The organism is Bradyrhizobium lablabi (assembly GCF_001440475.1).
Taxonomy (GTDB): domain Bacteria; phylum Pseudomonadota; class Alphaproteobacteria; order Rhizobiales; family Xanthobacteraceae; genus Bradyrhizobium; species Bradyrhizobium lablabi.
Genome location: NZ_LLYB01000046.1, coordinates 165,930 through 179,426 on the forward strand (window position 1 = coordinate 165,930; position 13,497 = coordinate 179,426).

Consider the following 13,497-nt stretch of genomic DNA (forward strand, 5'->3'; position numbering starts at 1 on the left):
CTCGGCAGCTCATCATCAGGCTACATCAGTTGCACGACCGGCGGAAGGCACGTCGGCGGCTTTTGGCTTGTTTGGTAGCCGGTTGAGTAAGCAGCCTGTTACCGCGTGCCAGGATGACGCTTGCGCGGTTTCGGCTTCCGCGTGCCGCGGCAAGCTGGTAGGATTCAGATCGAACCGCCAGGAAAGCCGACGACGGCGATCACGCCACGCACTTTACGTGAAGTGATGTGCAATGGTTCCGAAAACCCAATACGCGAAAAGCGGTGATGTTCGCATCGCCTATCAGGTCGTTGGCGAAGGGCCGTTCGACCTCGTGTTCGTTCCTGGTTTCATCTCGAACCTCGATGTCGCCTGGGAGGAGCCCTATCGTGCGCGGGTCTGGACCCGCCTGGCGGCCTTCGCCCGCCTGATCATGTTCGACAAGCGCGGCACCGGACTTTCCGACCGAGCGGTTGGCGTGCCAACCCTGGAAGAACGCATGGACGATGTTCGCGCGGTCATGGATGCCGTCGGCTCGCAACAGGCCGCCCTGTTCGGCATCTCCGAAGGCGGTGCGATGTCAGTCCTGTTCGCGGCCACCTACCCGGAGCGTACCCGGGCGCTGGTCCTGTACGGCACCTATGGCCACTTCAGCTCATGGGTTGTGCCGCCGGACAGGATCGACGCCGCCCTGGATCGCATGGAAAGAAATTGGGGGACCGGCGAGAGCATCCATTTGTTCGCCCCCAGTGTTGCATCCGATGAGACGTTCAAGCTGTCATGGGCCCGTTTTGAACGTCTGGGTGCAAGTCCTTCTGCGGTTGTCGCGCTCATGCGAATGAACAGTGAAATCGATATTCGTCCAATCCTGCCGTCGATACGTGTGCCGACGCTCATCATTCATCGGCAAGGGGACGTTCGCGTCAACGTCGAGGCCGGGCGATTCATGGCCCGGCAAATTCCAAACGCGAAGTATCTCGAACTCCCCGGCAGTGATCACTCGTTGTGGACCGGCGAAACAGAACGGATACTGGATGCGGTCGAAGAGTTCCTGACGGGCTCGCGGTCCGCAATCGAATCCGATCGCGTGCTCGCCACTGTTCTGTTCACCGACATCGTGAACTCAACCAGGCGTGCCGAGACGATCGGAGATCGTGCATGGCACGACGTGCTTGATCGGCACAATGCGCTGGTGCGGCGGGAGATTTCCCGACATCGAGGGCATGAGGTGAGGACAATGGGTGACGGCTTCCTGGCAACCTTTGACGGCCCGGCCCGGTCAATCCGGTGCGCTCTGGCGATCAATGAAGGCGTTGAAGCGCTTGGGCTCCAGGTAAGGGCCGGCCTTCATACCGGCGAGGTCGAAATGACCGATGATGATCTGAGCGGCATCGCCGTCCACATTGCATCGCGTGTCGCGACGATGGCAAAGCCCGGGCAGGTTCTGGTGTCGAACACGGTCCGTGATCTTGTCGCGGGATCAAGCATCAGATTTCATGACGAGGGTAGTCACTCCCTGAAGGGCCTCACTGAGAGCGTCAGATTGTTCGCGGCCGAGCGTTAGCGGCGCAAAGCGGATATTCTGCGAACGGGTTTCTTGCTTTGGAAGAAGCCTTCCGTAACATCAAACATGTACCGTCAATATCTATTGCTGGCAGCAGTAGCGGACGTCGCATTGAGTGGGATAGCGGACGCCGACGAAATTGCCGAGCCAGTTCCGCCGTTGAGAGATGGAAGGCTCGATAGCGGCGCAGGCCTGTCAATGAGGATAATTCAGATGCGACCTTCCAGCGGGGAAGAAACAAACAAGGAAAGATTCTAGCCAACTGGAGGTACCCAATATTGCCAGCTGCCCGATCCGAACTTTTGTCGCGGAGCGAACCGACAAGGTGACGCAGCAGCGTTAGCGTATGATCGCAGAAGAACCGGAATGGGAAAGCGGGATGTAGTCCCCTGCTACTCCTGGCGATTGCAGTCGCTTCGTGCAGCCTCAGCCCCACAGCGGTCCATTTTCGTGGCGACGGAGGTCAGCTGTGACAGCAATGGCGGCGCAAAGTCCTAAGCCGGATTACGTGATTTGGCCCGAGGGAACCTCGACCGCCCGAGGCGACCCGGAGGCCGAAGCCCAGCTCACATTGGGGCAGGTCATCGGTCGAACTGCAAAGCAATTCCCCCACCAGCCTGCGATTATCTCCTCCACGTCTGCGCCTCTGACGTACAGCAATCTTCAGCGCCAGCTGGACGGTATCCGCCGGCAGTTGCGTTTGGCCGGGTTCGATTGCAACGCCCGGATCGGGGTACTCATGCCGAACGGCGCTGACGCCGTTCTTACCATCGTTGCCGTAGCGTGCTGCAGCGTCGCAGCTCCTCTTGATCCGCGGCTGTCCCAGACGGAGATCGATCAACGTCTCGACATGCTGCGGCTGAACGCTCTTGTCGTGCCGCAAGGCAGCGCCTCTGAAGCTCGCCAGGCCGCTGAGCGGAGAAAGCTCCCCATCATCGAAGCCGTTCCGCTCGGACACGGTCAGCTTGGACTCAATATCGCAGTGCCGGTCTCCAAATTCCCTGCGATCGATGCCGAGCCTGATCCGAACTCGCCCGCCTTCATCCTGCAGACATCGGGGACGACCGCGCAGCCGAAGCTCATTCCGTTCAGTCATGGCAATATGCTGGCGGCGGCCGCACGGCTTCAGGCCTGGTTTGGCCTCACTCACCAGGACCGTTGCCTGAGCGTATCGTCGCCCTACTATTCCCATGGGCTCAAAGTTACGGTCTTCACGCCGCTCCTGACGGGCGGCAGCATTGCCATCCCGGCGAACAGTGCCGTCGTGGCGCTGGATGAGTGGCTCGATGCCCTGCGGCCAACCTGGTACTCGGCAGGTCCTACGCTTCACGCTGCCCTGCTGGACAAGGCAAGGAGCCTTGAGAATGCAGAGGCGGCGCACACGCTGCGTTTCGTCGTATCGGGTGGCGCGCCGCTGCTGAAAGACGTGCAGGACGATCTGCAGCGCATTTTGGGCGTGCCGGTGCTGGAGCATTACGGCTCCAGCGAAGCCGCGCAAATCGCCGCCAACGTGCTACCGCCCGGGCCGAACAGGCCAGGCACTTGCGGGCAACCTTGGCCTGATACCGTGACCATTGTTGGTGAGGATGGACATCCCGTGCCGGCCGGTGAGCGGGGTGAGATCTGGGTTCGTGGTCCCACCGTGACGTTTGGCTATCTCGATGCGCCAGAACTCAATCGAGCTGCTTTTACGGAAGGTTGGCTTCGCACGGGCGACATCGGCAGCCTCGACGCAGACGGCTTCCTGACCCTGCACGGCCGCCTGAGTGAAGTAATCAACCGCGGTGGTGAGAAGATCGCCCCTGCCGAGGTGGAATCCGCGCTACTCCGCCATCCGGCCGTAGCCGAAGCCGCGGCTTTCGCAATTCCCCATCCACGCCTTGGCGATGACGTCGCAGCCGCCATCATTCCCCATTCCGGCGCGCAGACGACACCTGCGGAGCTTCGCCAGTTCCTGCAGAGCGAGTTGGCCTCGTTCAAGATTCCGCGGAGCATTCTGATCCTCGACCGGCTGCCAAAGGGGGCGACGGGAAAGGTTCAACGGCGGCGGCTGCGTGAGGCGCTCGACGTGGGTCATCAGGGGACGATGCCCCTGCCTGCTGTGAAGAAGGTGACATTGGATCTGGAAACTGAATTGCTGATCCTGTGGCGCAGGTTGCTCAAGTGCAAGACCGTGACGATCGACGATGATTTTTTCGCGCGCGGCGGTGACTCCCTTCTAGCGCTGGAAATGCTCATCGAGGTCGAGCGGCTCATCGGCAAGCCCGTACCGGAGAGGATCCTGCTCGAGGCGGAAACGATCCGGCAACTTGCTCCAAAAATCCTCATGCAGACGGGCACGCCGGCAACGCCATTCTTCCAGTTCAGTCCCTATGGTCATCGGCCTCCCCTGCACTTCTTCAATGGAGACCTCGTCAGCGGCCATGTGTGCATGCGGCGGATGGTGGAGCTTTTCGGGCCGGATTACCCGATCACCTCCATCGATCCCCATGGTCTGCGTGGGGAAGCAATTCCGCCGTCGCTCGAGCAGATGGCCGCCGACCGCCTGCCGCATATTCTGGAGAGGCAGACCAGCGGTCCTTTCCTCCTGGGCGGCAAATGCAACGGCGCCATGGTGGCGTTCGAAGCAGCCCGCCTGCTGATGGCAGCCGGCCACAAGGTTGACATGGTTGCAATGGTCGACCCGCCGACTATCAGTGCCCGTCCGGCGCCGCGGGCAATCATCGGGCTGATGAAGCCGATCGTTTCGCCATATCTTCTGCGCTGGACGTATGAACAAATGGCGCGGCTGGAGCGATACGCCAAGGCGTCGACGCGCGGGCCGATTGCGATCGCCGAGAGCGAGATTCCGCAACCGTTGTGGGACGCCTATTCAATCGCCATGGCGAAATATCTTCCGGCGCCCCTCGAGGTCCCTGTGGCATTTTACGCGGCCAAACACGACGGCCGCGCGTGGCGGCATCTCAGCTCTCAACTCGAAGTGATCGAGGTGCCTGGGGGACATCATGGCTGCCTGACGATCGGCGCTGAGCTGCTGGTCGATCATCTGCGGAAAAGAATAGACCTTCTGGCTGAAGGTGCGCCTCCGCTATTGAACCGCACAGGTCGCGATTTGCGTTCCGTCAGGCGCCGCGCCAGCACCAATTAGGCAGGGTTCGACAAGTCGCGAACACCCACCCGGATCTCCTCGTATTCAATTTCGGGGCTGAGGAACTCGACCGATCGCAACAAGCTCTCGATCAGTGTCGCGATTTGAAGCCTGTCGCTGCTGCGGTTTCGCGGAGCGTCTCATTCAGAGATGAGCTTTCCATTGGTAGCCTCTGCGCTGATCTGTTTTGGCGCGCTCACGGCGCATTCCCCCAACGGCAAAGACGATGCGCAAAACTAACTTCCGTGTCAGAAACTGTCACATTATTCATTTGAACTCACTGGATCATTTGGGTCTGCTGGCTGTCTTCCTTTCTTGCGACCGTATCGGTCGCTGCAATTCAGCACGGAGGTTGGGATGAACAACAAGCTCCTCAAATGCCTCACGGCGGGTGCGATGGCTGCGACGCTTGCGCTTGCGTCACCGGTGCTCGCTCGCGGTGGTGGCGGTCATGGTGGTGGCGGTATGCATGGTGGTGGTGGCATGCACGGAGGTGGAATGCATTTCGGTGGGATGGGCGGCGGCATGCGTGGCGGCGGCATGGGTTTCGCCGGCAGCCGGGTCGGTTTCGCAGGGAGCCGCGTCGGTTTCGCAGGTAGCCGCTTCGTGGGTCCGCGCTTCGCGTCTGCAAGGTTTGCGCATCATGGCCGGTTCTTCCATCACCGCCATCATCGCTTTGCGTTCATTGGCGTGCCCTACGCCTACGCCGCCTACGACAGTTGCTGGCGCAGGACGTGGACGCCGTACGGACTGCGATGGGTCAATGTCTGTGGCGCCTACGGCTACTACTGAAGGTATCGCGATTGAGGCAATGGCGCTGCCATATTGATCTCGTGAGTCCGGGTCCCAGCGCGTCCCTGCCGTCCGGTCGCTAGGATCCAGACATGGTGATGGCCGCCACCGCATGCTCCCGGAAACGGGATCCGGTCTCCGTAGGTGGCGGCCGTCACCTTGTTCACGTAACCTTCAGACTGCATGAGCGAGTCTCCGGCTGCCTGGCCAGTCGTTCGGAGACGGAAGACCATGACGGGAGGTCACCGGCGCATTTTGGTCGTCGAGGATGACCCGGAAACCGCGGGTCAGATCGTGGAATCGCTCAAGACCAGCGGTTACCAGGTGGATTTGGCCACCAGCGGGCACGAGGCGTTGAGTCGCGGCGGCGCTGGCGATTATGCCGTCATCACGATCGACCGCATGCTGCCTGATATCGACGGCATCGCCGTCATGCGTCAGTTGCGCGACGACGGCATCGCCGCCCCTGTCCTGATCGTCAGCGCACTCGGAGAAGTCGACGATCGGGTGCGCGGCTTGCGGGCCGGCGGCGATGACTACCTGGTCAAGCCGTTTTCGTTCGTCGAACTGCTGGCGCGCGTCGAGGCGCTCGGCCGGCGCAGTGACACCATTGTCAAGGAGACGATCTTGCGTGTCGGCGATCTCGCACTCGACCTGATGTCGCGGACCGCGAGCCGGCGTGGCAAGGACATTGTTCTATTTCCCCGGGAGTTCCAGCTTCTTGAGTATCTGGTTCGCAACGAAGGCCGCGTCGTATCCCGGGCCATGTTGCTGCAGCATGTCTGGGACCTTCATTTCGATCCCTCGACAAATATCATCGACGTTTATGTCGGTCGCGTGCGTCGCAAGGTCGACGATCAGCAGGCCTATCCGCTGATCCATACGGTTCGCGGTGTCGGGTACTCTCTCCGTGCTCCTGGCTAAGACCCTAACGTCATCGACTTTCAAGCAGGCGCTGATCGCGATCGGGACGTTCGGCATTATCGTGTCGGCGCTTTTCGTCTATGTCTACCTGTCCACTTCCTCCTATGTGCGCGGCCGGTCGGATCGTGGCATCATGACGGAATATTCGAGCCTGCAGGGCGCGTACGAACGTTCGGGGCGCGATGGGCTGATCGCCGGGATTCAACAACGCATCGCCGACGGCAATCTTGCAAGCAACGTATATCTGGTGGCCGATCCTTCATTGGTCGCGCTGGCCGGCAATCTCAGGGAATGGCCGCCGACAGCCACCGCAGCCAGCGGATGGATAGAGTTTCGCGCAAGCGAGGCGTTGCCCAACGCGGCAAACCGGCCGCTGCTGCGGGCGATGCTTCATACATTTCCAAGCGGCGACCGTCTGCTGGTGGGAAGGGATATCAGCGACCTCGACAGCTTCGCTGATCAGATCAGGATCGCGATGTTCTCGGTCGCCGTCTTGTTGTTTGTGGTTGCGGGGGTCGCGAGCATCCTCGTGACGCGCCGAACAGTGGGGCGGATTGAATCGATCAACGCCACCAGCCGGGCCATCATGCAGAGCGGCCTGGATCAACGCATTCCGCTGCGCGGCACCCATGACGAATGGGATCGCGTTGCAGAGAACCTGAACCTGATGCTGGACCGCATCGAAACATTAATGGGAGAAGTCAAGCAGGTGAGCGACAATGTCGCGCACGACCTCCGGACGCCGCTGACGCGCATGCGCGGACGGCTCGAAAAGGCCTATCACGGCCAGCGCATCGGCGAGGACGACCAGGCGCTGATCGGCGACACGATAGCCGACCTCGATGCCGTTTTGCGGATATTCTCGTCGCTCACGCGGATTGCGCAAATCGAGACCCAGGCACGAAAGGGCGCGTTCCGCACCGTGAATCTCGTGGAGATCGTCGGCGAGGTCGTGGAACTGTACGATGCCGCGGCCGAACAGGAGGGCACCCGACTCACTGTCGTCGGCGATCGCGAGGTGATGGTGACCGGCGATCGCGACCTGATCTTCGATGCCATCGCCAATCTCGTGGACAATGCGATCAAGCATGGCCGCACCGGCGGGCAAATCGTGGTCGCGACCGAAAACATCGATGGCAAGCCGGTCATCTCGATCGCCGACGACGGGCCCGGAATTCCAGCTCACGAATACGAGCAGGTTTTCAAGCGCTTTTACCGGCTCGAACAAAGCCGCTACACGCCGGGAAACGGTCTTGGGCTCAGCCTGGTCGCTGCCGTCGCCCATCTTCACGGCGCGCGGATCGAAATGCTTGATAACTCGCCGGGTCTCAGGCTCAAACTCTGGTTTTCCGCACCAATCCATTAGCCGCGAATAGGTCAAGGTGCCGGCGAAAGTCCAACGCGGTTCCTGCGAGCCAAGCTCCGTCGCTCGGGCGATCACCTTATCGTCGGGTTCTGCCTTTATTTCTGCACTATTTGAGCAGCAAATGGACCCATCTAGCGCTTCGGGGGGACAGGCAAATGCCAAGATCCGGATTAGCGTTGTCACTTCTGGGATTGGTCGGGTTTGTGCTTGGTGGGTGCATGCAATCGACGCTCGCACCGTCGTCGAGTGCCAGCTTTACTCCTAGGGACCGGCAGTTGCTGGCCCATGTGCGTTATGCGCAGGCGACCATTCCGGAGACCTATCGCCGCCATATTGTCGACTACATGCGCAAGGAGCAGCCGGGAACCATCCTGGTCGATACCAACTCAAAGTATCTCTATTACGTCCTGCCGGGCGGTAAGGCGATCCGCTACGGCGTGACGGTGGGAGAGGAAGCGCTGGCCTGGTCCGGCGTCGCCACCGTTGGCAAGATGGCTGAATGGCCGGATTGGATCCCGACAGCGGAGATCCAGGCCCGACTCGGCCCCTACCCGAAGCGCGTCGCCGGAGGTCCGGATAATCCGCTGGGCGCGCGGGCGCTCTACCTTTACGAGGGCAACAAGGACACGCTGTACCGCATCCACGGCACCAATCAGCCGGAATATATCGGCCAGGCCATCTCGTCCGGCTGCATCCGCATGACCAATGAGGATGTCATCGATCTCGTGAATCGGGTGAAGCCCGGCGCGATCGTCGTCGTCCTGCCGCCGGGCCGGAGTGCGTGACGCGTTGCGCTGCGTGAAGCTTCGCGAAGCGCGGGGTCTCCAGGCTTAGCGAACAACTCCGGCATGAGGCCGGATCTTTTGCCAGACCCGGGAACACGCGAGGCGGCGCGCCTGCCTTGTTCAGCGAGAGACATCGCCGATGGTTGAGGCGCCCGGCAAGCAAATGCCTGACGGTGCTGGCCTCGGCCAGATTTCATGGGAGCCGTCTGAACTGCTGGCAAACTACGAGCGGTTGTTGAGCCGTTGCAGAGATGAACTCCAGAAGCCCGAGCTCAATCCATATCAACACTTTCCGCGAGGTCTCTGGAAGTCGTTTCCTTTTTCTTTTCTAAAACACACCCTACACGCCCTCCAGCAGCCCAACGCCGTCGGGCAAGAGATCGCCGGAGGGGCCGCAATACTCCAAGAGCTTGAAAGACTGGACGATCAGGCGCTGCGCGGCATCGCTGAGTGCAACCGCATAAATCACCGGCGACTGCTTCAAAGAAGTGTGTTCGGGTCCTGGTCGAAGTTTACCGTCTCCTTTGGTTTCGTGCTGACGGCCTTCAAAGCAATAAAAGAGATTTTCGGTACGGACATATTCAAGGACATTTTCGGTACGGATATATCTACGGTTCGTCCCTACGCAGTACAGATCTTGGTCGGGCTGGTGCTGGGATCGGTACTAATCTGGATCCTCTCGCGTCCAGCGCTGCTTTTGGTGCGGGCTCTCGACGATCTGATTGCCATCACACTCGTACGCCGAGGCCTACCTAAATCGGAATGACGAACGTGAGCCGGCCTGTCCCGAAGAACATTTGCGTTCAACGGGTTCACGGCGGATGGGCAGACGCTTTGGAAGCCGGGATCGCGCAATAGTGTTTCAAGCTCGCGTTGCGAGGCTTCGATCGGCCCCGTCCGTCCGCGCACGTGCGGCCTTCCCGCTCCACAATCAACTGCGACGGATTGTGTTCCATCTTCGCGTGTCGGCGAAAATGGAGTCTCGCTGATTTTTCTCCTACGGCCATGCGGGACGTGATTTGACCCTTCTCGAAAATTGCACTCAAGTTCTAGCGGCTGGAAGGAAGGTATCGTTTGTTTGGACGGTGGGTGATCGAGGGAACCACACGATGGCAACGGCGCCGGAAGTCAGATCTGCGGATGCGAACATCCGGGCCATCGCGATCAGCACCATCGTGCTCGGCTTTGCGGCCGACCCGATGGCGCGCTGGGCCTGGCCCGATCCGTCCGAATACCTCAGAATAATGCCACGGTTCGTCAATGCTTTTGGCGGCCGCGCTTTCGAGCATGGCACGGCCTATGTCACCGAAGGGGGGCGCGCCGCCGCCCTGTGGCTGCCGCCCGGCGTCGAGCCGGACGAAGCCGAAATGGGCGCCATCATGGAGGAGACTCTGCGCCCGGAGATCGCCGAGGATATCAGCGTCGTCACGAAAGGCATGGCCGAACATCATCCCCGCGGGCCGCATTGGTATCTACCCCTTGTCGCCGCCGACCCGAACTGGATCGGGCAAGGGCTCGGCGCATTGCTCATGAAACACGCGCTTCGACGATGCGACGAGGAAGGCATCGCGGCCTACCTCGAAAGCTCGAACCCGCGTAACCTTTCTTTCTATGAGCGCCATGGCTTCGAGATTGTCGGCAGGATCCAAAGCGGCTCGTCTCCCGTGCTGACCCCGATGCTGCGGCCCGCATCATGAGCGCTCGAGTTGACGCGTGACCGGTACGCTGTGACGCGCGCGTCGATGGGCTCGTTGCCAACACGTGCGAAGTGTCCCGGGCTTACCTTCGCATGGACCAGAGGATGGCATTGGTGAGGATTTGCTGGTAGCGGGCGTCCCGCCAGACGGATGCTTCGTGGCCCAGCGCCGTATAGAACACCCGCCCCTCGCCGTAAGATCGTTTCCAGGCGAGCGGCCAGCCATAGGATCGTTGATGCACGCCGGTCTTGCCAAGATCCACCGAGCTTGGGTCGAGGCGCAGGAGCACGCGTGACCCGCGATAGTCGAAGTCCCTGATCTGATAGATTTCGTCCGCGACCTGCAGCGAATTTCCGAGAAATGCCACCAATGGATCGCTGCGATCAGCCACTTCGATCGTCACAGCCTGATGCCAGGGATGACCATTGAAGTAGCCACCTACCAGATCAAGATAGTCCGGCCAGTTGTAGAATGTGTCCGTGGCCGAATGAACGCCGAGGAACCCGCGGCCCGAGCGCACAAAGTTGAGCAGAGCCGCCTTCTGATCGCCGCTCATCGGAAGTTCTCCCGACGTGTAGAACATCACCGCGGCGTAGCGCTGCAGGTTGCCGGTCGAGAATTCGGAGGGATCTTCGGTTGCAGTGACATCAAAGACGCCGGAATTCTTTCCAAGCTGCGTCAGGATTTCCCTGGAAAGCGGTATGACGTCGTGCCGGTAGCCGGCCGAGTGTGTGAAATAGAGGATGCGCTCTCGCGGAGGCTCCGCGCGCGCGCCGAACGGCCCGATTGCCGCCGCGCCGCCGAGGAGCGCGATGAACTCGCGTCGCCTCACAATCCTCTCCTTCAGACCTGACCATCCATCTGGATTGCTGCGTTACGGAAAACTCAGGACAGCGTCACATTATCGAGAAACGGTTTCCAGGAGAACGCCTCGCTGTTGGCCTTGTCGAATTGTCCATCCTCGAGGAGCTTGCCGACAGACCTGAAGTACTCGCAAAGGAACGTCGCATCCGGCAATTGATAAACGTGCTCATTCGGCACCCACAAGTCAAATTTCCTGGCGGAGAGAAATGCAGACAGGATTGCAGGCTTGAGATCACGTACATTGTCCGGCCATTCTGACGCGGCGGTCCGAATTTTGATGCTGTCCGAAAGACTGCGAAATTTAACGCCCAGGCTTCGGAGTTCGGAAGCTTTTCGGTCGGCCGACTTCCGATTCAGCCATTCCAATGCGATGCCAACCAGCATTCCGGTCAGGAAGACCATCGCAAATTTGAACCAACGCTGCTGACCCAGTACGACCAGATTTTCAAAGGCGGTCGTGACCGTAGCGTTACGAAAAACCGTCGTGGCCACACCGCTGGGATCGGAGAAGACATATTCCTTCAGTCCTTTTTCGAGGATAGGCATGACCAGCGGGATCAGCAGAAGACCCCAAATCCCAAACAGAAGCTGTTTAAGCCGACTGGACATCGAGCCCTATGGTTGCACGCAGACGAGCCATTCCGCCGAACTAACGCCTGAACGACCCATCTGGCCTCCCCTAAAAAAGGCAGAGATGCAGATTGTTGCAGTGCATGAATCCGATTGTGGGGGGCGTCGGTAACATCTGCCGCAGCCGAGAACGGGTCTCACTTTGCTTTTCGCAACCTGCAATCTCATGCCGCCGGATTGGACCGGACCTGCCGGGCTGGAACGCTCTCCTCTCGCGCCAGCGGCAGGGAAAACTGAAAGACGGCGCCTCGGGGTTCGTTTGCGCTCACCCACATCCGCCCTCCATGAGCCTCGACCATCGACTTGCAGATCGCGAGGCCCATTCCCATGCCCTTGGCCTTGGTCGTGTAGAAGGCCTGGAATACGCGCTCGGCATCCTCCGGGTCGAGGCCGGGCCCGGAATCGCTGATAGTGACGAGCACGCCGGCCGCCTCCGTCTCGGTGTTGATCCGAAGCTCGCGCGCCCCCTCGTCACTGCCGTCCATGGCTTCAATGGCATTGACGATCAGGTTCAGGATCACCTGCTGCAGCTGCGTGCGATCGCCTTCCACCATGGGCAAGCCCGTGGCCAGCTCGGTCTGTAGCGAGATGCCATGCTTGAACATTTCGCTTCGGGTCAGCGCGACCATTTCGAGGATGGCTTCGTTGAGGCCGAACCAATCCTTCCGGGGCGGCACCTTGTGAATGAGGGCCCGGATGCCGCCAATGACATTGCCGGCGCGCTTGCCGTCGTCGACGATACGGTCGAGCGAATAGCGAACCTCGTCGAGATTGGGCGGCCGCGCACGCAGCCAGCGTAACGCCGCCTGGGCATTGGTAACCGTCGCGGCGATCGGCTGATTGACCTCATGGGCGATCGAGGCCGACAATTGCCCCATCGTGGTGACGCGGTTGGCGTGCGCGAGCTCTGCCTGCATGGCGCGCAAGGCTTCTTCCGCTCGCCTGCGTTCGGTGATGTGACGCCCGACGCCGCGGTAGCCGATGAAGCCCCCCTTCTCGTCAAACACCGGCAGGCCGGAGACGGACACGTAACGCTTGCTGCCATCGGGACCAAGCCGCGCCAGCTCGAAATCGCGAAACGGCAGATGGGCATCGAGTATCTCGCGGTGCTTGCGCCAGGCCTCTTCATCAGGCTCCAGGTAAGGCACTTCCCAACGTGTCTTGCCGATCTCGGAGCCCGGCGTCGGCGCATCGGCCAGGTCCTCCGCGAATTCCTGGTGAATGAAGCGATGCTGCGTGTCGGTCTCCCAGTACACGTCGAAGGAAAACTGTACGAGGGTGCGAAAGCGCTCCTCGCTCTGCCGCAGCGCTTCTACCGCCCGCTTGCGGTCGGTCAGATCGAGGACAAAGCCAACACCTTGACTTGTACCTTCCCCGAACATCGCCCCGCCGATCAGCACCGGCACGCGGCTTCCGTCTTTCCGCAAGTACTCCTTCTCGAACGGTTGGGCAGTCCCGATCCGCTTGAGCTCTGCCACGGTACGCGCGTCGCGTTCGCGCCATTCAGGTGGTGTTAGCGTTGTCCGGTGCAGACGACCCGAGGTGAGATCCTCCCGGTCGTATCCCACGATACGGAGAAACTCGTCATTGGCCTCAAGAATGCGTCCCTCGACTTCCCAGATGATGATGCCGACGATGTTGGCGTCGACCAGGTAGCGGATCTTCTTGTCGCGCGCCAGGAGATCGCCGTGCAGCGCGATGTTCTCTGCGATCGCTTTGCGCCGCCGGATCGCTTCGAGTCGTGCCAG

The 13,497-nt window shown here is 60.6% G+C and carries 10 protein-coding genes and 1 pseudogene; 8 read left to right on the plus strand and 3 right to left on the minus strand.

Annotation, left to right across the window (positions count from 1 at the left end; genetic code table 11):
* Nucleotides 1-232: 232 nt before the first annotated feature.
* The 8 genes from CQ14_RS06380 (at nucleotide 233) to CQ14_RS06415 (ending at nucleotide 10,255) form a co-directional block, all read left to right on the plus strand.
* The gene (locus tag CQ14_RS06380) at nucleotides 233-1,543 is read left to right on the plus strand and encodes an adenylate/guanylate cyclase domain-containing protein (RefSeq protein ID WP_057857071.1); all 1,311 of its coding nucleotides are present in this window, start codon (nucleotides 233-235) and stop codon (nucleotides 1,541-1,543) included.
* A gap of 478 nt (nucleotides 1,544-2,021) precedes the next feature.
* The gene (locus CQ14_RS41530) at nucleotides 2,022-4,691 is read left to right on the plus strand and encodes an AMP-binding protein (protein ID WP_082649729.1); all 2,670 of its coding nucleotides are present in this window, start codon (nucleotides 2,022-2,024) and stop codon (nucleotides 4,689-4,691) included.
* A 357-nt stretch (nucleotides 4,692-5,048) separates the two neighbouring features.
* Entirely contained in the window at nucleotides 5,049-5,483 is a 435-nt protein-coding gene (locus CQ14_RS41920) for a hypothetical protein (RefSeq protein ID WP_082649730.1), read from the plus strand.
* A 231-nt stretch (nucleotides 5,484-5,714) separates the two neighbouring features.
* Nucleotides 5,715-6,407 (plus strand): response regulator transcription factor, encoded by a 693-nt coding sequence (locus CQ14_RS06395; RefSeq protein WP_057857073.1) that lies wholly within the window; start codon nucleotides 5,715-5,717, stop codon nucleotides 6,405-6,407.
* Nucleotides 6,394-7,773: a sensor histidine kinase gene (locus CQ14_RS06400; RefSeq protein WP_057857074.1), complete on the plus strand. Its 1,380-nt coding sequence runs from the start codon at nucleotides 6,394-6,396 to the stop codon at nucleotides 7,771-7,773. The genes CQ14_RS06395 and CQ14_RS06400 overlap by 14 nt, the downstream gene beginning before the upstream one ends.
* A gap of 155 nt (nucleotides 7,774-7,928) precedes the next feature.
* A complete protein-coding gene (locus tag CQ14_RS06405; RefSeq protein WP_057857075.1) occupies nucleotides 7,929-8,558 on the plus strand; it encodes a L,D-transpeptidase in 630 nt (209 codons plus the stop codon).
* A 139-nt stretch (nucleotides 8,559-8,697) separates the two neighbouring features.
* Nucleotides 8,698-9,324, plus strand: coding sequence for a hypothetical protein (locus tag CQ14_RS06410; RefSeq protein ID WP_057857076.1), 627 nt, complete (start codon nucleotides 8,698-8,700; stop codon nucleotides 9,322-9,324).
* A 343-nt stretch (nucleotides 9,325-9,667) separates the two neighbouring features.
* The gene (locus tag CQ14_RS06415) at nucleotides 9,668-10,255 is read left to right on the plus strand and encodes a GNAT family N-acetyltransferase (protein WP_057857077.1); all 588 of its coding nucleotides are present in this window, start codon (nucleotides 9,668-9,670) and stop codon (nucleotides 10,253-10,255) included.
* A gap of 82 nt (nucleotides 10,256-10,337) precedes the next feature.
* Here the strand turns inward: CQ14_RS06415 and CQ14_RS06420 are convergent, their stop codons facing one another.
* The 3 genes and pseudogenes from CQ14_RS06420 to CQ14_RS06430 form a co-directional block, all read right to left on the minus strand.
* Entirely contained in the window at nucleotides 10,338-11,087 is a 750-nt protein-coding gene (locus CQ14_RS06420) for a ThuA domain-containing protein (protein WP_082649731.1), read from the minus strand.
* Nucleotides 11,088-11,140: 53 nt separating this feature from the next.
* Nucleotides 11,141-11,728 (minus strand): hypothetical protein, encoded by a 588-nt coding sequence (locus CQ14_RS06425; protein ID WP_057857079.1) that lies wholly within the window; start codon nucleotides 11,726-11,728, stop codon nucleotides 11,141-11,143.
* A 185-nt stretch (nucleotides 11,729-11,913) separates the two neighbouring features.
* Nucleotides 11,914-13,464, minus strand: a pseudogene (locus CQ14_RS06430) (PAS domain-containing sensor histidine kinase); the annotation flags it as partial.
* Nucleotides 13,465-13,497 lie beyond the last annotated feature (33 nt).